This is a genomic window from Ferriphaselus sp. R-1 (assembly GCF_000746095.1).
Taxonomy (GTDB): Bacteria; Pseudomonadota; Gammaproteobacteria; order Burkholderiales; family Gallionellaceae; genus Ferriphaselus.
On the sequence record NZ_JQKP01000001.1, the window covers coordinates 43,851 to 62,021 of the forward strand.

Genomic DNA, 18,171 nt, shown 5'->3' on the forward strand with positions numbered 1-18,171 from the left:
TTGCTCCTGTTGATAAGTGAAGTGATGTTTCAGCCTTCGTGGCCAAAGTAGGAGTGAGTCAATGGCGGTGTCTCACTCATGCCTTTCGCTACCAAGGTACTCAAGTCTTGCACCAGCCAGTCGAACCACTTGTGTCCTTTGTCTGCAGTGGCCTGACTGGGTTTGCCGGTCACACCGTTCAAGCTGGTGCGGTTCACCGGATGCGGAAAGATGCAGCCGCAAGTGCGATCCGGATCGTCCGCTTCGGCCAGTTTGTCCGGGCGCACGCCTTGCGGTGCGATCGCCAGCATCAGCGACGTTTCGGCATCGTTGGCATGCCAGTCGTCCGCGTCGGCACGATGGAATTCGCATACGCGCTCGCTCAGGGTGGCGGTGTTGATCACGGCCACCATCAGGTCGTCGTGCTCGGCGCGCAGCATCTCCAGCGCACAGCGCAAGGGCGCGGCATTGGTGACATGCGCATTGACGATGAACAGGCGGCGCACGCCGCTGTGGTAGGCCCAGTCGCCGATCTGCTTGACCAGCTCGATCAGGGTGATGGGCTGCACCGCAATCGTTCCCGGCCAGCGCTGGCTGTGCCCCAGCGAACAGCCATAGGGCAAGACCGGCAGCATGGGCACACCGGTCCGTGCCGAGACCATCGCACACAGTTCCTCGGCGATGATGCTGTCCACGCCGCAGCCCAGGTGCGGGCCATGCTGCTCGGTTGCCCCCACCGGCAACAGCGCCGCTTGGCCGCAACGCTGCAATGTCTCTGGGAACTCGGTCCAAGTCAGGTCAGACCAGCGCATGCTCGCCTCTCATTCCACGTTGTCCGCAACATTGGTGAAACGGATCATGTGCGGCTTCACAGCCTGCTCATTTTCCGATTCGGCGACAGGTGCCGGATGAATGAGCTGTTCCAGCCGCGCCTTGGTGGCAAGAAACTCGGGCGAGGTAAACTGCGCGGCGGATCTGGGGCGCGGCACCGGTACCTCAATGATCTCCTGCACCTCGCCCGGATGCGGCTTGAGCACCAGGATACGGTCAGCCAGATAGATGGCCTCGTCCAGATCGTGCGTGATGAACAGCACGGTGATGTCGATGTTGCGCCAGATATCGAGCAGGTGCGATTGCATCTTGGCGCGGGTCTGTGCATCCAGAGCGCCAAAGGGCTCATCCATCAGCAAAATACGGGGTTGATTGACCAGTGCGCGCGCGATGGCGACGCGCTGGCGCATGCCGCCGGAAAGCTGGTGCGGATAGGCATCGGCAAATTTTTCCAAACCGACCAGTTCCAGCCACAGCAGGGCTTCGCGTTCGGCATGGCTGGTGCTCTGGCCGTTCGCCAGCGGACCGAACATGACGTTCTTTTTCACAGTGAGCCAGGGGAACAACGAGTAGCCCTGAAACACCATGCCACGATCCTGTCCCGGACCTGTGATGGGTTTGCCATCCAGCAGGGCCTCGCCAGAACTTTGCTGTTCCAATCCGGCAAGGATACGGATCAGCGTGGACTTACCACACCCCGATGAGCCGATCACGCAGATGAATTCGCGGCGATGGATGCTGAAGTTGATATCGCGCAGCGCATCCACCTCGCCGTGGGTGCTGCGGAAGCGCTTGTTCAGGTTGCGTACCTCCAGCACGACATCGCGCTCGCGGATGCTGGCGAAGCGCGCCTGGACTGCTTCGGATTGTTCCAGATAGCTCGGCAAATGAGCGGAGTTGGCGTTCATCATCATCCTTTCAGCGACGTTCCTGAGAGCGATCCCAGGGGAACAGTGTCTTGCTCAGACGCGCAAGAAGCAGGTCCGACACGAAACCGATCAGGCCAATCACCATGATGCCGGCATAAACATTGTCGAAATGCTGGTAGCGAGCCTGCTGTGTGATGTACCAGGTGATGCCGGAGCTGGTGCCTATCAACTCGGCCACGATCAGGTAAGTCCAGGCCCAGCCGAGCAGGATGCGCTGATCCCGGTACAGGTCCGGCAGGATGCCCGGCACGACTACGCGGCTCAGCAATTGCAGGCGGCGCGTGCCCAATGTGCGTGCGGCTTCGATCAGCGTGGGTTCCAGCTTGCGCGTGGTATTGGCGACGATGAGCACCTGCTGGAACAGCGTGCCGATCACGATGATGGCGATCTTGGGGCCGTCGTAGATACCCAGTATCGCCACGGCCAGCGCACCGAATGCCGGGGCCGGAAGATAGCGGAAGAATTCGATGAACGGCTCGGCCAATCGTCCCACCGGCACATAGGTACCCGCCAGAACGCCCAGCGGTACGCCGATCAGCGAAGAGATCAGGAAACCCCAGAAGATGATCTGGATGCTGTGCCAAAGACTGGCCGGCATCGAGAGGGTGTCGGTCTGTTGCAACGGCTCGAACAAGCCGCGATACAAAGCCTGTGCCACTTCATGTGGTGCAGGCAGGTAGATCGGGTTGGCCGGTGTGCCTGCGGGCAACGCTTGCTGCGCCTGCCGCATATTTTCCACCTCGGTCGCGAACATCTCCTTGTCAACCAGCATCCCAATCTGGAAATAGTCCACTCCGCCAGACTCGGTGACCATCACTTTGGGATGCCAGATGAAAGGGGCGTAGCTGACCAAGCTCCAGATCAGTAGCGGGAGCAGGAACGAGCCTATTCCAAATGCCAGACGCTTGCGCGTGCTTGCATCCATGCCTCGCAGTAATTTTGGAAATGTGCTCATCTCTGCTCCGTACCTACCCGATGACGTTCAAACCTCAATTGGCATTGATGAAAGAAGCATCGATATAGCTGTCCACACTCTGTGCAGCGCCATAGACACCGTTCGCCACATTGAAGTCATCTGCCACCTTGGTGGAACCGTAGATGGATTTGAACCCCGCTGCTTTGGCAAACACCTTCTTGCCTTCAGCCAGGCTGAGCAGCTTGGTGCCTTTCAGATAGGGCAAATATTCCTGCGGGGAGACACCAGAACGTGCTGCCATGATCTTGACTGCATCAGGCTGGGTCTTGGGGTCGGTGATGTAAGCCACCACGCGATCCCAGACCTTCATCAACTTCAGCCATTCCGCTTTGTTCTTTTTAGCGCTGGCTGGATTGACTGCCAGCACGTCGTAGATCAGACCAGGCTCATCGGCCGAGGTCAGCACCGGACGCGATCCGGGCACACCTTTCATCGCCTGCCCTGCGATAGGCTGCCATGCACCGACCGCCGAGATATCCCCGGAGGCCAGCACTTGCGGCATCTCGTTGGTCTTGGCATTCACCAGGATCACATCGGACTCTTTCATCCCTGCCTTCTTCAGGCCGTTCAGCAGCAGCAAGTGTTCGACCAGGCCAGACTCGACCGCAACTTTCTTACCCTTGAGCTCCTTGAGCGATTTGATGCCGGGCTTGGCGATGATCATGTCGTTGCCGTTGGAATAGTCGGTCGGCATGATGATCACGCTCTTGCCACCGGCCGAGCCAGTCACCAGCGCATCACCATTGGTCATCAGTACCGCGTCCACCTTGCCGGCGGCAAAGGCTTCCATGGAGGCAGAGTAGTCGAACCATTCGAACTTGGCCTTGATGCCGGCCTCCTTGAGCCAGCCTTTGTCGATGGCGACCTGCCAAGCGACCCAGCCGGGCCAGTCGCTATAGCCGACACTGACATCTGCACGCGCGGGCGCAGAAAGGGTTGCAAGACCGATGGATAAAGACAGTGCCGCTAATGTGCGACCGATAAGATGTTTTGCTTGCATGACCGGACTCCTTGGCGAGTTAAAAAGTTCGAGAGGGCTCAGCGATTCCAGACCGCTTCCTCCCGGGCTTTTATCCCTCCGTGGAGCCCCGTCATGTGACGGAGCCGAAAACTCTCGGACCTGACGCTCCTATATTGCCGGAGCCGGAACCCTAGTTTCCATTGATGACAGTGGCAGGTAATCTGCCCTTCTCGCTGCTGATATAAGCAATGCGTATGCCAGCTGAGTGTGAATTCATAACCATATGAAAGTAATGCGAAAAAATTGTATCGCAACAAGCGGGTTGCTTGCGCATGCACTGAGATCGTGCCCATAAACGCGGGTTGCGCCCCAAGAGTAACCATAAAAACGAATGTGAGACTCGACCGGCACATCAGCACTGGTCGTTGGATTACTCACTGACCGGTTATATTCAGCACGAATGCTCTATCACTTGCTCAAGAGGTCCTCATTCCGCCAGCATATAGTTGCTCAAGATGGATGGGGCGGTGCCATTTGCAGCAATGATGCAAAGACGTAATGCCATCGGTCTGCCTGCCATTCGAGCATAAGGGATTGGTTCAGCCGATAGGCGATTCGTACCATGAATCCAGTTGACCTGTATCTGAGCTGCCCCTGCTGCCCCTTGTCAGGGCACGTTGCAACCTTATTCATTGAAGCTTGTGCCGGAGTCGTCTGCATGCCCTCAAATGGTGCATCGTTGATATCTTACCTGTCCATTTTTGGGCCTGATCTTCCTGTCTAGCCAAGGGTATGATCTCAACAATATGTTTTTTAATGGGAATAATTCTCTGGCACGGCTTCTGCTTTATACGGCCTGCGGAAATCGTTTGCCGTTATCTCAACTACCGAAAGGAAACATCATGCTGAACAAGAAACTGCTGAACACTTTGGTACTCGCCGCTCTGGCCGTTCCAACTTTGGCAATGGCTGAGGATGCACCTGCAGCTGCCGATGCGGCAGCTTCCCCACATACTGTTACCGGAAACGTTGGAATTGTTTCTGATTATGTGTACCGTGGCATTGCACAAACCTCTCACAATCCTGCCATTCAAGGTGGTTTTGACTACGCACATGCCAGCGGCTTGTACGCAGGTGTATGGGGTTCCAATGTAAGCTGGATCGCTGACAGCGGCGCAGTTGCAGCCGGCAGCGTAGGCATGGAGCTGGACACCTATGCTGGCTTCAAGAACACCTTCGCTGAAGATTTTTCTTATGATGTAGGCTTCGTTCGCTACAACTATCTGGGCAAATACACGCCCGCAGCCGGTTTCGCCAAAGCTGATACCGATGAAATTTACGGTGCGGTCGGCTACAAGTGGATCAGTGCCAAGTACTCCTATGGTCTGGGCCAATTCCTGACCGTTCCAGGTGCAGCAGGTACCAATTATTTGGATTTGACTGCGACGGTTCCTGTTGCAGACACCGGCATCACCGTAGTTGCTCACGTCGGCAAGCAAACCTACAAGGGTGCGACGGCTGCCGCATTCGCGAACAGCCCAACTTACACTGACTACAAGTTTGGCGTAACCAAGGACTTCGGTGGCTACGTGTTCGGTCTGGCTTACACCAGTACTAACGCCACACCGTTTTACACTTACCCGACAACTGTTGGTGGCAACTGGGGTAAAGGCGTAGTGGCAGCTTCGCTAACTCACGCACTGTAATGAATCGGGGGCGGTTCGCCGCCCCCCATACCAAGGAGAATGCGATGAAAATGGTCACAGCAATCATCAAACCGTTCAAGCTGGACGAGGTACGTGAAGCGTTGTCCGCCATCGGCGTGCAGGGCATCACCGTCACCGAAGTCAAAGGCTTCGGGCGGCAAAAGGGGCACACCGAGCTGTATCGCGGTGCCGAGTACGTGGTGGACTTTCTGCCCAAGATCAAGCTGGAAGCCGCAGTGGCGAGCGAATTGCTGGATCAGGTGATCGAGGCGATCGAGAAGTCCGCCAAGACCGGCAAGATCGGCGACGGCAAGATCTTTGTGCAAGAGGTCGAGCAAGTGATCCGTATCCGTACCGGCGAAACCGGTCCTGAAGCCCTGTAAGGAGAACGAGATGAAGAAATTCTTGGCTGTATTTACTTTGTTGGCATCACTGGGCGGGTTTGCTGTCGCCGCCCATGCTGCCGATGCTGCCAGTGCAGCGGAAGCCGTTTCGGCGGTCGTCGCTGCGACTCCGGCGGCGGATGTCGCTGCTGCAGCTTCTGCCGTGGCGGAAGCCGCTCCGGCACCCGTGCCCAACAAGGGCGACACCTCGTGGATGTTGATCTCCACCGTGCTGGTTATCTTCATGAGCCTGCCCGGCTTGGCCCTGTTCTACGGTGGCCTGGTGCGCAGCAAGAACATGCTGTCGGTACTGACACAAGTGTTCGTGATTTTCTGCGTGATCGCACTGCTGTGGGTCACCTACGGCTATAGCGTGGCGTTCAGCGCGGGCGGGTCGATGAATGCGTTCTTCGGTGGATTGTCCAAAGCCTTCCTGGCAGGCATCACGCCTGACTCGGTGGTGGAGACCTTCAGCAAGGGCGTAGTGATCCCGGAACTGCTGTTCATGGTGTTCCAGTTGACCTTCGCTGCCATCACCGTGGCGCTGATCGTCGGCGGCTTCGTCGAACGTATCAAGTTCTCCGCACTGCTGGTGTTCGCCGTGCTGTGGTTCACCTTCTCTTACCTGCCGATGGCGCACATGGTCTGGTTCTGGGGCGGTCCTTCGGCCTACGCTGACCCGGCTGGCTTCATCTTCGGCAAGGGCGCGCTGGACTTCGCTGGCGGTACCGTGGTGCACATCAACGCGGCGATGGCGGCTCTGGTCGGTGCGTTCGTGGTGGGCAAGCGCATCGGCTTCGGCAAGGAGAAGATGGCTCCGCACAGCCTGACCATGACCATGATCGGCGCTTCCATGCTGTGGGTGGGCTGGTTCGGTTTCAACGCCGGTTCCAACCTGGAAGCCACTGGCACTGCAGTGCTGGCGATGGTCAACACCACCGTGGCGACTGCCGCAGCGGCCTTGTCCTGGATGGCGGCGGAATGGCTGTTGCGCGGCAAGCCCAGCTTGTTGGGCGTGGCTTCCGGTTGCGTGGCTGGCTTGGTAGCGGTTACACCGGCTTGTGGCTTCATCGGCCCGATGGGCGCCATCGTCCTCGGCTTGCTGGCTGGCGTACTGTGCTTCTGGGGTGTCACTGGCCTGAAGAAGATACTGGGCGCGGATGACTCGCTGGATGTGTTCGGCGTGCACGGCGTGGGCGGTATCCTCGGCGCACTGGGCACCGGCGTACTGGCAGCACCTAGCCTGGGCGGCACTGGCGTGTTCGACTACGCAGCTGGCAAGGTCGGTGAGTACTCGATCCCGGCGCAAGTGACCAGCCAGGCCTGGGGCGTGGGCACCACCATCCTGTGGTCCGGCATCGTCAGCTTCGTGTTGTTCAAGCTGATCGACATGACCATCGGTCTGCGTGTCAGCGACGAAGCTGAGCGCGAGGGTCTGGATACTTCGACCCACGGTGAGCGGGCTTACGATCACTAAACCCGTCTGCTGCAACGATAAAAAGGGCGCCTTGAGCGCCCTTTTTATCGTCCGTTCGATCCGGCTAGACCTGGATCTCTTCTACCGCAAAGATGCGCCGATGTTCGCGGATGGCATAGCGGTCGGTCATTCCGGCAATGTAGTCGGCCACGGCGCGGGCGCGGTCCGCCTCGGCCTGGTGGGCGTATTGCGGCGGCAGTAATCGCGGGTCTTCCATGAAGGCGGCGAACAGGTCGGTGACGATGCGGCGCGCCTTGGCGCTCATGCGCATCACGCGGTAATGGCGGTACAGGTTGGAGTGCAGGAAGCGCTTCAGTTCGCGGTTCATCTCGCGCACTTCGGCACTGAAACCCACCAGAGACGGCGCGAGTCGTACCTCTTCCAGCGAACCGGGCTGGCAGGCGGCGATGGCACGTTCGGTCTCCTGCATCAGATCGGTGACCAGGGTGTTGATCATGCGGCGGATGGTCTCGTGCACCACCCGGCGCTCGACTAGCTGCGGATGGGCCCGGCGTACTTCGTCCAGATGCCGCGCGAACAGGCGCACGGTGGCGAGTTGCTCCAGCGTGATGAGGCCGGAGCGCAGGCCGTCGTCCACATCATGGTTGTTGTAGGCCACTTCGTCGGCCAGGTTGGCGATCTGCGCTTCCAGCGTGGGGCGGCGATCAGCCAGGAATCGCCCAGCAACTTCGCCCAGCTGGCGGGCGTTGTCCAGCGAGCAATGCTTTAGGATGCCCTCGCGGGTCTCGAAGCACAGGTTCAGACCGTCGAATTCGGCATAGCGCTCTTCCAGCACGTCCACCACCCGCAGCGATTGCAGGTTGTGCTCGAAGCCGCCGTAGTTCGCCATGCACTCGTTCAGCGCCTCCTGCCCGGCATGGCCGAACGGCGTGTGGCCAAGATCGTGCGCCAGCGCCAGCGCCTCGGTGAGGTCTTCGTTCAGACGCAGCCGACGCGCCATCGAGCGGCCGATCTGGGCCACTTCGATGCTGTGGGTGAGCCGGGTGCGGAACAGGTCCCCCTCGTGGTTTACGAACACCTGAGTCTTGTATTCCAGCCGGCGGAAGGCGTTGGAATGGATGATGCGGTCGCGGTCGCGCTGGAACTCGCTGCGCCCTTCCGGCGCGGTTTCAGCGATACGCCGTCCGCGCGAGTTGGCGGCAGAAACGGCGTAAGGCGCAAGCTCAGCCATGGACGGCTTCCAGCGTCTGGCGCAATAGCTCGGACGGTGCTTCCGACACTACGGCGCGGCCTATGGATTTGAGCAGCACGAAGCGGATCTTGCCGCCCTCGACTTTCTTGTCCAGCCCCATCAGATCCAGATACTGCGCCACGCCCAGCTTGGGCGGGACGAGCGGCAGGCGGGCGCGCTCGAACAGGGCGCGGGTGCGCGCCACGTCGGCGGCGCTGATCCAGCCCAGCCGCTGCGACAGGTCAGCCGCCATCATCGTGCCCGCCGCCACCGCCGCGCCGTGCAGCCACACGCCGTAGCCGCAGCCGTTCTCGATGGCGTGGCCGAAGGTGTGGCCGAGATTGAGCAGGGCGCGCTCGCCGGATTCGCGTTCGTCGGCGGCCACCACCTCGGCCTTGTTCTGGCAACTGCGCGCGATGGCTTCCTGCAATGCCGCCGGGTCACGCGCCAGCAGCGCTTCCATGTTGGCCTCCAGCCACTCCAGAAACGGCAAGTCGCGGATCAGGCCGTATTTGATGACTTCGGCCAGCCCAGCGGAGAGTTCCTCGTCCGGCAGGGTGTTGAGCGTGTCGGTGTCGGCGATCACGGCCTTGGGCTGGTAGAACGCGCCTATCATGTTCTTGCCCAGCGGGTGGTTGATGCCGGTCTTGCCGCCGACCGAGGAATCGACTTGCGATAGCAGCGTGGTCGGAATCTGGATGAAGGGCACGCCGCGCAGATAGGTGGCGGCGGCGTAGCCGGTCATGTCGCCGATGACCCCGCCGCCCAGCGCGATCAGCGGCGTACTGCGCTCGCAGCGGTGGGTCAGCAGCGCGTCATAGATCAGGTTCAGCGTCTCGGCGGTCTTGTATTCCTCGCCGTCGGGCAGGATCACCGGCAGCACGCTCACGCCGTTGGCTTCCAGCAGCCCCTGCACCTGCGCCAGATACAGCGGCGCGACGGTGGTATTGGTGACGATGGCGCAGCGCTTCTTGGGCAGGTGCGGCAGCAGCAGTTCGGCACGACTCAACAGACCACGGCCGATATGGATGGGATAGGAGCGTTCGGCCAGGCCGACGGTCAGGGTTTGCATGGTTCGCTTCCGTTGAGGGGCGATAGCCCCAGTTTCTTGATCAGTTCGGAGACCAGCGTCTGCACGCCTTGCTTGCCGGTGAGGACGATCAGGTCGGCGACTTCGGTGTAGAGCGGGTCGCGCTGGCTCAGCAGTTCCTGCAATTTTGCGCGCGGGTCAGCGGTTTGCAGCAGGGGGCGGTTGCGGTCGTGGCGGGTGCGCTGCCAGAGTTCGTGGAGCGAGCCTTTCAGATAGACGACCACTCCGTTCTCGCGTATCTCGCCCCGGTTCTCGGGGCGGATCACGGCACCACCGCCAGTGGCCAGGATGATGTCGTTGCGTTGCATCAAGTCATGGATGACGCCGCTCTCGCGGCGGCGGAAGCCTTCCTCGCCTTCGACCTCGAAGATATGCGGGATGGAAACGCCGGTGCGGCGCTGGATCTCGTCATCGCTATCGATGAAAGTCTTGCCCAGCTGGCGCGCTAGACACTTGCCGACGGTGGTCTTGCCTGCGCCCATCATGCCGACCAGAACGACATTGCCGGACGTGCGCTTGGGGTGAGGTGTGGTTTCTGATCGCATGGGGGCGAATTGTAACGAAAAGCACCCGCGCCGAGAAACAAAAAGCCCGCAAACAGTATGCGGGCTTCTGTGGAGTCGGGCGACAAGTACGGGTCAGCGCAGGTTCAGGCTATCCTTGAGCACCTTGGGGGACAGGAAGATCAACAGCTCGCCCTTGTCGTCCTGCCGTTTGGTGTTCTTGAACAGATGGCCGAGCACCGGCACATCGCCCAGCAGCGGCACCTTGTTGATGGTGGTGATGTCGGTCTGGGTATGCACGCCGCCTATCATCACCGTGCCGCCGTTCTCCACCAGAACTTGGGTCTCCACCTTGTTGGTGTCCACGGTAGGTACGCCCTGCACGTACAAGGTGCCGACCGTGTCCTTGTTGATGGTGACGTTCATGATGACGTTCTCGTCCGGGGTGATCTGCGGCTTCACCTTGAGCTGCAGCGCGGCTTTCTTGAAGGCGATGGTCGGAGGGGCACCGACAGCGGAGATGGTCTGGTACGGGATCTCGGTGCCCTGTTCGATGATCGCTTCCTTCTGGTCGGCGGTCACCACACGCGGGCTAGAGATGATGCGTCCCTTGCCATCGGTTTCGGAGGCGGTGATCTCCAGCGAGAGCAGCTTGCTCAGCCCCTTGTTGAACAGCAGCATGGAGAACGTGCCCGCTGCGTTCGCTACCGGCAGGTTGACGTTGGGCGTGTTGGCGTTGGCCGTGAACGTGCCGCCTGCCACGCCGTTGATCGGGTTGATCACCCCCGCCGGTGCGATGACCTGATTGGCACCGATGTTGCCGCGCACGTTGCCGCCGCCGATGATGTCGGTCGAGCCGTAACCCAAGCGTGCGCCGAGGTTGCGGCCAAACTTGTTCGAGGCCTCGATGATGCGTGCCTCGATCATCACTTGCCGTACCGGTACGTCAATCTGCTTGATGAGGCTGCGTACGGACTCCAGTTGCGCGGCGGTGTCCTGCACGAAGATGGTGTTGGTGCGGGCATCGACCACCGCGCTGCCGCGCTTGGACAGGATGCGCTGCTTGTCATTCGACAGGATGCCGGCTACGGCATCGGCTTGTTGGTAGTTCAGCTGGAAGCTCTCGGTGTGTACCGATTCCAGGTCGGAGATCTCCTGCTTGGCGGTGAGTGCCAGCTTCTCTTTGGCGGCCAGTTCTTCGCGCGGGGCGATCTGGACCACATTGCCGTGACGGCGCATGTCCAGCCCACGACTCTGCATGATGATGTCCAGTGCCTGATCCCATGGCACCTCTTTCAGGCGCAGCGTCAGGTTGCCGGTCACCGAGTCGCTGATCACGATGTTCATATTGGTAAAGTCGGCGATGACGTTGAGTGCCTCGCGTACCGTGATGTTCTGGAAGTTCAGGGATAGCTTCTCGCCGCTGTAGGCGCCCGCTCTGGCCAGTTTGTTGGGATCTTCCACCACGGGCTTGATCTCGACCACGAAACGGTCATCGGTCTGATAGCTGGCATATTCCCACTGGCCCTTGGGTTCGATCAGCATGTGTGCGCCATCGCCCTGCGTGTAGGTGTCTATCTTTTGCACCGGCGTGCCGAAATCGACCACGTCCAAGGTGTTCTGGAGGTTGGTCGGCAACTGGGTCTTGCCGAAGTCGATCAGCAGGTTGCGCCCTTGACGGCGCACGTCGATGCCGATGTTCACATCGGACAGATCGACCTGGATGCGGCCCTCGCCATTCTTGCCACGGCGGAAATCGATGTTGCGCAAGCTGTGACGCTGGCCGGCAGAGGCGCTCTCGGGCATGAAGCGCGAATTGCTGCTGGCGGTCGGAGCCGAAGTCTGTAAGGAGATCAGGTAGTCGTTACCCACCAGCTTGGTGCTGTAGGGGAGCGCACGGTTGAGATTGAGGATGAGGCGGGTACGGTCCTCGCCCTGAACGACCTCGACGTTACGCAAATCACCTTGGCTCATCGATAGTTCCGGGTTGGCAAGCTGATTAGCCGTTCCCATGAAATCGACGATGATGCGGGAGGGACCGTCGACGCTGAAACTTTCGGGGAGACGGGCAGGGGTCTTGCTCAGGCTGACCTTGACGACCAGTATGCCGGGGTCGGCTGCATCGGTGGCGATGGCTTGCAGGCCGTTCTGCCAGTCTGCGGCAAAGGCGTTGGCGGTGCCCAGCAGCAGTGCGGACATCGCGCACTGCGCGAGCCGTGTCTTTATCTTGTCGAACAATCTCATATCGAACTCCCGTTCATTCCACCAGTTGCAGCGCGCTCTGACGTTCAGACCAATCGCCGCCACTGTCCTGTACCACTTCCCGGACCAGGATCTCGACCTCGCTTACCGAGACGATCTTGCCGTAGTTCTGGCCCATGTAATTGCCTGCATGGACGTGGTGTATGCGTCCGTCCGGCGCGCGTACCACCGCATAGCCGGTCTTGCCCATCTGGAAATAGCCGACCATCTTCAGGCTCTCCAGCGGATATTCTTCCAGCATCTCATGGTGTCGGTTCAGATCCGGCTCGTTCAGGCCGGGATGCTCGCCCGGCCTGAGTCCTGCCTTGCGTGGCTTGAACGGATCGGGCAGGTTGTCCGTGTTGTCGTAGCTGAACGCCTGGTAGGGCTTGGCCTCGGGAGGCGGGCTGACCTTGCCGCGCATACCCTCGCTCGACTTCTCCACGAAATCCCTGAGGTCGGGAAACTCGTCGCCTGCACACGCGGTTAGCAGAAGCGCGAACAACGGGGCCAGCCACTTCATTTTGCCCCTCCCGCAGCCTTGGCGGCTTTCTTCTGTGCGGCGACTTCGGCATCGTCCAGATAGCGATAGGTCTTCGCTGTGGCATCCATCCCCAGCACGCCGGAGCTGTTCTGGCTGATGGCGATGTCGTTGAGCGTGACGATGCGCGAGAGCTGCGCAAGGTCGCTGGAGAAATGGCCGATGTCGTCGTAACTCCCAGTGACGCGTATGGCGATGGGCTGTTCGGCGAACACGCCGGTGATCACTTCGGGCGCGGGCCGGAACAGTTCGAACTGCAGGCCGCGTCCCAGGCCGGCCTGATTGATGTCGGTCAGCAGGGCATCCATCTCTGATTTGTTCGGGAGTTGTTTGAGCAAGGCCCCGAACGACTGCTCGGTCGCCTGCATCTGCTTCTTGAGGAGGTCAAGATTGATGGCCTGCCCTTTCTTTTCCAGGAACACGCTCTTGAGCGTAGTTTCCTCAGCTTGGTAGGCGCTCAAGGTATCCCATTGGCTTTGCCAGTCGAGCAATGCGCCGAGAACGATTACCAGCAGGAAGATCAGGCTCAGCGAGAACAGTTTGACCGACTGCGGCCATTCGCCGGGGGTCTTGGGATTGACCGCTTTCAATTCGTCGAGCAATTTCATGGCTGCCCTCGGCGTTTGTCGTCAGTGACCTTGCCGGACTCTGCATGGGTCAGGTTGAAGTTCAGCGAGAACTCATTGGTCCGGACATTGTTGTTCACGGAAGCGTGGATGTCGACCAGCACCGGTGAATCCAGCCAGGGCGAGTCTTCGATGGAGCGCATCAGCGTGGAGACCCGGCCATTGGACTGGGCATAGCCTGCCAGGCTGATCTGCTTTCCCGTTTGTTTCAGGGATTTGATATACACCCCTTCGGGCAGCAGCCGCAACATCTGGTCGAGCAGATGTACCACGTCGGCGCGGGTACTTTGCAGGTCTTCGACCACGGTCTTGCGTGCCATCAGCGAGTTGCTTTGTTCGCGCAACTGCCGGATGTCGGCAATTTGCGCATCGAGTACGGCGATCTCTTGCTTGAGGTAGTTATTGCGCCGTTCCTGGTAATCGATCCTGGTGCCTATCGCCAGATGGATGATGCCAACGATCACCAGGCCCGACAACGCGGCCAGCGCGCTCAGAGCGATGAACTCATTCTGGCGGGCACGCCGCTTTTCCGCACGGTGTGGCAGGAGATTGATGCGGATCATGATGGATCGAACCTCCGTAGCGCCAGCCCGCAGGCGACCAGCAGAGAGGGCGCATCCACCTGCAACTGGCGCTGGTTGATGCGTTTCGACAAGCTCATGCGGGCGAAGGGGTTGGCCAGTTCGGTGGCGATGCCGGTCTGCTTGCCTATGGCTGCGGCCAAACCTTCGACGCTCGCGCTTCCCCCGGCCAGGATCAGCTGGCCGATGTCGTTGTAGGGGGACGAGCTGTAGAAGAACTGCAGGGCGCGCATCACCTCCATGGCGACGTTCTCGCGGAACGGTTCGAGGACTTCGGTGATGTAGTTTTCGGGCAGTCCGCCTTTTCGTTTGGCGATCTCGGCCTCTTCGGGAGAAAGCTCGAAGAGGGTCTGTATCTGCCGGCTGAGCAACTCTCCGCCGATCTGCTGGTCGCGCGAGTAGACCGACTCACCGTCCTTGAATACGCTGACGTTGGTGGCATGGGCCCCCATATCCACCAGGGCGGTGAGGGAACCTTCGCTGCCGGGGGAAGCGGAGATCAGGTTGAATGCCACTTGTTCGGCGAACGACTCGACATCGATGATGGTCGCTTTCAACCCGGCTGATTGCGCTGCGGCCACGCGGTCTTCGACATTGGCTTTGCGTGACGCGGCCAGGAAGACCACGATCTCGTCGGCGTTGCCGGGAGCCGGGCCGAGCACCTGAAAATCCAGATTGACCTCGTCCATGGCGAAAGGGATGTATTGACTGGCCTCGGCTTCGATCTGCAGCTCCATGACCTCCTCATCCAGTCCGGCGGGTAGCAGGATGCGGCGGGTGATGACTGCCGAAGCAGGCAAGGCCATGCAGACGTTGCGGGTGTGCGTGCCGAGACGGTTCCATACCCGCGCCAAACTGGCCGACACCGCATCGAGATCGTTGATGGCACCATCCACGATGGCCTCCCTTGGCAGGGGTTCGATGGCGTAGTGCTCCAGTTGATAGGTGTTGCCGCTCTTGCTCAGTTCGACCAGTTTGATGGCAGACGAGCCGATATCCACCCCCATCAGCGGGCGTGAGCGGTCATTCAGGAAACTTGGCTTAAAGTCGATTTTTCCGTTAAACATGGGCCAAGGGGCAACGGATTGTAATTGTGCGGGGCATCCTAACAACTTCCTTTAGGTGTGTAAATATAGCATTCGGACTTTATTCGATTTTCTGTGCGATTAACGTACATCATCCCGGCATCACGAAGAACGTATCGGCGTGTATTTCCGTATCTTGAGGCGGCTTAGTCGATATAATCCGACGCAGTCCATTCCTGATGACTGTGCGCCATGACTTCACGCTGGTGGTTCTACCCCGCTCTTGTTGCCCTAACCGCCGTTCTTGTGCCCGCGTTGATCCTGGGGTTCGCGGCCATCATGACCTACCCGACCCTGCCCTCGCTGGAGGTGTTGACCGACTATCGCCCCAAGGTCCCGTTGCGGGTATATAGCGCCGATGGAGCGCTGCTGGGTGAGTTCGGCGAAGAGCGCCGGGCGCTGGTCAAGATCGACGATGTGCCTGATCTGATGAAGAAATCCATCCTGGCGGCGGAAGATGACCGGTTCTATCAGCATGGCGGTGTGGATTATCTCGGGGTGCTGCGCGCGGCGCTGTCCAACTTCACCTCCGACTCGAAGCAAGGGGCCAGCACCATCACCATGCAGGTGGCGCGCAACTTCTTCCTGACCAAGGAAAAGACCGTCACCCGCAAGTTCAACGAGATGCTGCTGGCGTTCAAGATCGAACATAGTTTGAGCAAGAACGAGATATTCCAGCTGTATCTCAACCAGATATATCTGGGGCAGCGTGCCTACGGTTTCGCCGCTGCGGCGCAGATCTATTTCGGCAAGACGCTGGATCAGCTCACACCTGCCGAGATGGCGATGCTGGCTGGGTTGCCCAAGGCCCCGTCTGCCTACAATCCGGTGGCCAACCCGAAGCGTGCCAAGCTGCGCCAGATGTACGTGTTGCGGCGCATGCACGAATTGAAGTTCATCGACGATGCCCAGTATTCGGCAGCGCAGGACGAGCCGCTGCACGTCAAGCATGGTTTCCAGTCGTTCTCCGTGCGCGCCGATTTCCTGTCCGAGATGGTTCGTCAGGAGGTGTATGACCGCTTCCAGGAGGCGACCTATACCCAGGGCTATCGCGTCTATACCACCATCCGTCAGGCCGACCAGCAGGCAGCCTACGAGTCGGTGCGTCGCGGTGTGATCGATTACGACCATCGCCACGGCTATCGTGGCCCGGAAGGGTTCGTGAACATCAGCCAGAGTGGCGAAGAGGCTCTTGAGGATGCGCTACAGGAGGTGAGCGAGGGCGACGATCTGCTGCCGGCCATCGTGCAGCGCATAGGCGCAAACTCCGTCACGGCGTACTGCCGGGGAGGCGAGGTCGCCGAGATCAGCGGCGATGGCCTCAAGTTCGCCCAGCGTGCGCTCAGCGAGAAGACTCCGCCCAGCCAGCGCATCCGTGTCGGCTCCATCATCCGCGTACAGCGCAACGACAAGGGCGCATGGCAGATCACCCAGTTGCCGCAAGTGGAAGCAGCCTTCGTTTCGGCCAGCCCGCAGACGGGGGCCATCTTCGCGCTGGTGGGCGGTTTTGATTTCACCCGCAACAAGTTCAATCACATCACCCAGGCCTGGCGGCAGCCCGGTTCCAGCATCAAGCCCTTCATCTATTCGGCAGCGCTGGAGAAGGGCATCACCCCGGCCACCATCTTCCAGGATGCACCGCTGACCTTTGATGCTGCGCAGACCGGCAGCGAGGCTTGGTCACCCAAGAACTTCGACGGCAAGTTCGATGGCCCGATGCGCGTACGGGAGGCGCTGACCAAATCCAAGAACCTGGTGACGGTGCGCATCATGCAGGCGATTACGCCGGAATATGCGCGCGAGCATCTGGCCCGTTTCGGCTTCGATCCGGAGAAACACCCGCCTTACCTGACCACCGCCTTGGGTGCTGGCTCGGTCACGCCGATGCAGATGCTGGTCGGCTATTCCACCTTCGCCAATGGCGGCTACCGTATCGCGCCGTATTTCATCGACCGCATCGAGGACGGCAAGGGCAAGGTGTTGAGCCGTGCCAAACCTGTGGTGGCCGGGGAAGGGGCCGAGCAGGTGATCGATGTGCGCAACTCCTTCACCATGGTCAGCATGATGCAGGATGTGGTGCGGCGCGGTACGGCGACCCGCGCCATGCAGTTGGGGAGGCACGATCTGGCGGGCAAGACCGGCACCACCAGCGACTCGATGGATGCCTGGTTCTGCGGCTTCCAGCCTTCGCTGGTCGGAATCTCCTGGATAGGCTTCGATACGCCGCGTACGCTGGGAGAGAAAGAGACCGGCGGCGTGGCGGCCTTGCCGATCTGGATGGGTTACATGGCCAAGGCGCTCAAGGATGTGCCCGAAGTCGAATACCAGATGCCCGAGGGACTGGTGGCAGTGCAGATCAATAACAGCGGACATCGCGATGCCAGCGGCGGATTGACCGAGTATTTCTACGAGGAACATGCTCCGGGCGAGTCCCTGCTGGACTCGATCGCCAAGCCGTTGGAGGACCTCAAGGACAAGCTGTTCAACCCATGAAGCGCGACCTGATGCGTGAGCAGCTCGCGCACCATGCAGCGCGGCTGATGGCGGAGGACGGCATCACCGACTACGCATTCGCCAAGCGCAAGGCGGCCCGCCAGATGGGGGTGCCCGATACGCGGCATCTGCCCAGCAATCAGGAGGTGGATGGCGCGCTGCGCAGTTTCCGCAACCTGTATCAGCAGGACACCCATCCCGAGGTGCTGCATGCGCTGCGCGAGCAGGCCCTACTGACCATGCGGCGCTTGGAGTCGTTCCATCCCTATCTGACCGGCTCGGTGTTGAGTGGCACGGCGGGCGAGCAGTCGGACATCAATCTGGTGGTGTTCTCGGACGACGAGAAAGCGGTGCTGCTGTATCTGCTCAAGCTGGGCATGGAGTTCGACAGCGGGGAGTGGAAGGTGGTCTTGTCAGGCCGTACCCAGACCGTGCCCAGCTTCACACTGCAGACCGAATTCGGCGTGCCCGTGCACCTGACCGTGCTGCCGGACAGCGCCCGTTACAGCAGTGGGCGCAAGCCGGAGACACATGCCGACATCGCGGCGGTGACCGCACTGCTACGTGCGGACTGATG

The 18,171-nt window shown here is 60.2% G+C and carries 17 protein-coding genes and 1 riboswitch; of the genes, 5 read left to right on the plus strand and 12 right to left on the minus strand.

Going from position 1 to position 18,171, the window contains the following annotated elements:
* Positions 1-29: 29 nt before the first annotated feature.
* The 4 genes from DM08_RS00200 to DM08_RS00215 form a co-directional block, all read right to left on the minus strand.
* The gene (locus DM08_RS00200) at positions 30-791 is read right to left on the minus strand and encodes a creatininase family protein (RefSeq protein ID WP_035382555.1); all 762 of its coding nucleotides are present in this window, start codon (positions 789-791) and stop codon (positions 30-32) included.
* 9 nt (positions 792-800) lie between these two features.
* Positions 801-1,718 carry an ABC transporter ATP-binding protein gene (locus DM08_RS00205; protein WP_035382993.1) on the minus strand — a complete coding sequence of 306 codons (918 nt, stop codon included), beginning with the start codon at positions 1,716-1,718 and terminating at the stop codon, positions 801-803.
* Between the two features lie 10 nt (positions 1,719-1,728).
* Positions 1,729-2,664 carry an ABC transporter permease gene (locus DM08_RS00210; protein WP_088177582.1) on the minus strand — a complete coding sequence of 312 codons (936 nt, stop codon included), beginning with the start codon at positions 2,662-2,664 and terminating at the stop codon, positions 1,729-1,731.
* A 64-nt stretch (positions 2,665-2,728) separates the two neighbouring features.
* Positions 2,729-3,715, minus strand: coding sequence for an ABC transporter substrate-binding protein (locus DM08_RS00215; RefSeq protein ID WP_035382559.1), 987 nt, complete (start codon positions 3,713-3,715; stop codon positions 2,729-2,731).
* Between the two features lie 57 nt (positions 3,716-3,772).
* Positions 3,773-3,881: riboswitch (guanidine-I (ykkC/yxkD leader) on the minus strand.
* A 697-nt stretch (positions 3,882-4,578) separates the two neighbouring features.
* Between DM08_RS00215 and DM08_RS00220 the strand changes: the two genes are divergently transcribed.
* Genes DM08_RS00220 through DM08_RS00230 form a run of 3 tightly spaced genes read left to right on the plus strand, consistent with a single transcriptional unit; the run spans position 4,579 to position 7,242 of the window.
* The gene (locus DM08_RS00220; protein ID WP_035382561.1) at positions 4,579-5,382 is read left to right on the plus strand and encodes a TorF family putative porin; all 804 of its coding nucleotides are present in this window, start codon (positions 4,579-4,581) and stop codon (positions 5,380-5,382) included.
* A 44-nt stretch (positions 5,383-5,426) separates the two neighbouring features.
* The gene (gene glnK, locus DM08_RS00225; protein WP_035382563.1) at positions 5,427-5,765 is read left to right on the plus strand and encodes a P-II family nitrogen regulator; all 339 of its coding nucleotides are present in this window, start codon (positions 5,427-5,429) and stop codon (positions 5,763-5,765) included.
* A gap of 10 nt (positions 5,766-5,775) precedes the next feature.
* Positions 5,776-7,242, plus strand: coding sequence for an ammonium transporter (locus tag DM08_RS00230; protein ID WP_035382565.1), 1,467 nt, complete (start codon positions 5,776-5,778; stop codon positions 7,240-7,242).
* Between the two features lie 64 nt (positions 7,243-7,306).
* On the opposite strand, the gene DM08_RS00235 is transcribed toward DM08_RS00230, so the two are convergent.
* From DM08_RS00235 to DM08_RS00270, 8 genes are all read right to left on the minus strand, one after another.
* Positions 7,307-8,434 carry a deoxyguanosinetriphosphate triphosphohydrolase gene (locus tag DM08_RS00235; protein ID WP_035382569.1) on the minus strand — a complete coding sequence of 376 codons (1,128 nt, stop codon included), beginning with the start codon at positions 8,432-8,434 and terminating at the stop codon, positions 7,307-7,309.
* Positions 8,427-9,506, minus strand: coding sequence for a 3-dehydroquinate synthase (gene aroB / locus DM08_RS00240; RefSeq protein WP_035382571.1), 1,080 nt, complete (start codon positions 9,504-9,506; stop codon positions 8,427-8,429). Before aroB ends, DM08_RS00235 begins: the two co-directional genes overlap by 8 nt.
* Entirely contained in the window at positions 9,494-10,069 is a 576-nt protein-coding gene (locus DM08_RS00245; protein WP_051937681.1) for a shikimate kinase, read from the minus strand. Before DM08_RS00245 ends, aroB begins: the two co-directional genes overlap by 13 nt.
* 93 nt (positions 10,070-10,162) lie before the next feature.
* Positions 10,163-12,271: a type IV pilus secretin PilQ gene (gene pilQ / locus DM08_RS00250; RefSeq protein WP_035382573.1), complete on the minus strand. Its 2,109-nt coding sequence runs from the start codon at positions 12,269-12,271 to the stop codon at positions 10,163-10,165.
* A 13-nt stretch (positions 12,272-12,284) separates the two neighbouring features.
* A complete protein-coding gene (locus tag DM08_RS00255) occupies positions 12,285-12,791 on the minus strand; it encodes a pilus assembly protein PilP (RefSeq protein WP_035382575.1) in 507 nt (168 codons plus the stop codon).
* Positions 12,788-13,417, minus strand: coding sequence for a type IV pilus inner membrane component PilO (locus tag DM08_RS00260; protein WP_035382577.1), 630 nt, complete (start codon positions 13,415-13,417; stop codon positions 12,788-12,790). The genes DM08_RS00255 and DM08_RS00260 overlap by 4 nt, the downstream gene beginning before the upstream one ends.
* Positions 13,414-13,998 carry a PilN domain-containing protein gene (locus DM08_RS00265; protein WP_035382579.1) on the minus strand — a complete coding sequence of 195 codons (585 nt, stop codon included), beginning with the start codon at positions 13,996-13,998 and terminating at the stop codon, positions 13,414-13,416. Before DM08_RS00265 ends, DM08_RS00260 begins: the two co-directional genes overlap by 4 nt.
* The gene (locus tag DM08_RS00270) at positions 13,995-15,083 is read right to left on the minus strand and encodes a pilus assembly protein PilM (protein WP_081908700.1); all 1,089 of its coding nucleotides are present in this window, start codon (positions 15,081-15,083) and stop codon (positions 13,995-13,997) included. Before DM08_RS00270 ends, DM08_RS00265 begins: the two co-directional genes overlap by 4 nt.
* 297 nt (positions 15,084-15,380) lie before the next feature.
* Here DM08_RS00270 and DM08_RS00275 point away from each other — a divergent pair, with 297 nt between their 5' ends.
* Both DM08_RS00275 and DM08_RS00280 read left to right on the plus strand, forming a co-directional pair.
* Positions 15,381-17,594 (plus strand): penicillin-binding protein 1A, encoded by a 2,214-nt coding sequence (locus DM08_RS00275; RefSeq protein ID WP_343282951.1) that lies wholly within the window; start codon positions 15,381-15,383, stop codon positions 17,592-17,594.
* Positions 17,591-18,169, plus strand: coding sequence for a nucleotidyltransferase domain-containing protein (locus DM08_RS00280; RefSeq protein WP_035382582.1), 579 nt, complete (start codon positions 17,591-17,593; stop codon positions 18,167-18,169). Before DM08_RS00275 ends, DM08_RS00280 begins: the two co-directional genes overlap by 4 nt.
* The last annotated feature ends 2 nt before the right edge of the window (positions 18,170-18,171 follow it).

Bases quoted from the DNA above. Each gene is read 5' to 3' on its own strand.
- DM08_RS00200 (WP_035382555.1), bottom strand. From the start codon at position 791: ATGCGCTGGTCTGACCTGACTTGGACCGAGTTCCCAGAGACATTGCAG.
- DM08_RS00205 (WP_035382993.1), bottom strand. From the start codon at position 1,718: ATGAACGCCAACTCCGCTCATTTGCCGAGCTATCTGGAACAATCCGAA.
- DM08_RS00210 (WP_088177582.1), bottom strand. From the start codon at position 2,664: ATGGATGCAAGCACGCGCAAGCGTCTGGCATTTGGAATAGGCTCGTTC.
- DM08_RS00215 (WP_035382559.1), bottom strand. From the start codon at position 3,715: ATGCAAGCAAAACATCTTATCGGTCGCACATTAGCGGCACTGTCTTTA.
- DM08_RS00220 (WP_035382561.1), top strand. From the start codon at position 4,579: ATGCTGAACAAGAAACTGCTGAACACTTTGGTACTCGCCGCTCTGGCC.
- glnK (WP_035382563.1), top strand. From the start codon at position 5,427: ATGAAAATGGTCACAGCAATCATCAAACCGTTCAAGCTGGACGAGGTA.
- DM08_RS00230 (WP_035382565.1), top strand. From the start codon at position 5,776: ATGAAGAAATTCTTGGCTGTATTTACTTTGTTGGCATCACTGGGCGGG.
- DM08_RS00235 (WP_035382569.1), bottom strand. From the start codon at position 8,434: ATGGCTGAGCTTGCGCCTTACGCCGTTTCTGCCGCCAACTCGCGCGGA.
- aroB (WP_035382571.1), bottom strand. From the start codon at position 9,506: ATGCAAACCCTGACCGTCGGCCTGGCCGAACGCTCCTATCCCATCCAT.
- DM08_RS00245 (WP_051937681.1), bottom strand. From the start codon at position 10,069: ATGCGATCAGAAACCACACCTCACCCCAAGCGCACGTCCGGCAATGTC.
- pilQ (WP_035382573.1), bottom strand. From the start codon at position 12,271: ATGAGATTGTTCGACAAGATAAAGACACGGCTCGCGCAGTGCGCGATG.
- DM08_RS00255 (WP_035382575.1), bottom strand. From the start codon at position 12,791: ATGAAGTGGCTGGCCCCGTTGTTCGCGCTTCTGCTAACCGCGTGTGCA.
- DM08_RS00260 (WP_035382577.1), bottom strand. From the start codon at position 13,417: ATGAAATTGCTCGACGAATTGAAAGCGGTCAATCCCAAGACCCCCGGC.
- DM08_RS00265 (WP_035382579.1), bottom strand. From the start codon at position 13,998: ATGATCCGCATCAATCTCCTGCCACACCGTGCGGAAAAGCGGCGTGCC.
- DM08_RS00270 (WP_081908700.1), bottom strand. From the start codon at position 15,083: ATGTTTAACGGAAAAATCGACTTTAAGCCAAGTTTCCTGAATGACCGC.
- DM08_RS00275 (WP_343282951.1), top strand. From the start codon at position 15,381: ATGACCTACCCGACCCTGCCCTCGCTGGAGGTGTTGACCGACTATCGC.
- DM08_RS00280 (WP_035382582.1), top strand. From the start codon at position 17,591: ATGAAGCGCGACCTGATGCGTGAGCAGCTCGCGCACCATGCAGCGCGG.